The following is a 1,115-nucleotide window of genomic DNA, read 5'->3' on the forward strand; positions in this document are numbered from 1 at the left end:
TCTGAATGAATAAATGCATCTTTTGTTAATGTTACTCGTCTAGTTTTAACTAGCTTTTCTATTGTATCCAATGCTATATCTAGTGTTATTCTATCTGAAGTTTGATATGCTAATATTTCATTTGTTGAGGAGTCCTTAATTGTGGATAAGTAAGCCATTTTACTATTACCGTAAGGTAAATATGTTATATCAGTAAGCAGAACCTTCCCTGGCTTAGCCTGCTTGAATTCGCGATTTAAAATATTTTTTACTACGCTATGCTCTTTTGTTGCTTTAGCAATTCTTCTATATGGATTTGTCTTTCTGTGAGGGCATATTATTTCATATTTGTTCATAATCCTACGGATACGTTTCAAACTATATATAATATTAAATTCATTAACTAATATCATCTTAATAGATCTAGATCCTTTCTTATAGCCTCTTCGATTAAACACCTTTAGTATTAAGTCTCTATCCTCTAAATCACGCTGCTCGCGTTCTACCCGTATATCCTTTGAAGCAATGTAATTGTAGTAACCAGATCTAGACACTCCTGATAATTCGCATAAGTATCCAATTACATTTACAAAGCTATATTTTTCAATAACTTCTTTTATAGTTTTAAAAGCATCGCTTGATTTAATTTGATTATTTTTTTGTACCACCTGCCTTTCTTTCGCGTCTAATTTTTTTAACAATTCTACCTGTGCCTCAAGCAAGTTTATTCTAGCATTTTGCCTCACTATTATTTCTTCCTTAGTAAGCTCGGTAGAGCGTGGTCTACCGCTTGATGTTTTCCTTGTGTCTTCTAAACCTATTATTCCATCCCTTTTGTACGCTGCATTCCACCTATGTGCTGATTGCTCGATTCTTTTTAACCCTATTACATCTATATCAAATCCATTTTCGGCAAAAATCTGTCTCGGTAATTTTCCAGCAATATATTCATTTATAAATAATATTTTAAATTTAAAGTCATACGTAATTCCACATTCACTAACATTTTTAATATTTTTATTTTTTTCAAGCTTTATAATATCCTTTTTGGTAAATAATATTTTACTCATTTGCCACCATCCTATCTATATATAAATTATACAAAAAAAGCACCTATAATCCAAACACTTTTTTTT

1 protein-coding gene is annotated in these 1,115 nt (G+C 30.6%); it reads right to left on the minus strand.

The window, feature by feature from the left end:
- A partial coding sequence (locus tag KPL55_RS25740; protein ID WP_216309588.1) for an IS3 family transposase occupies positions 1-1,049 on the minus strand: 1,049 nt, incomplete at its 3' end.
- Between the last annotated feature and the right edge of the window lie 66 nt (positions 1,050-1,115).

The organism is Clostridium lacusfryxellense (genome assembly GCF_018861735.1).
Classification (GTDB): Bacteria; Bacillota; Clostridia; order Clostridiales; family Clostridiaceae; genus Clostridium_AD; species Clostridium_AD lacusfryxellense.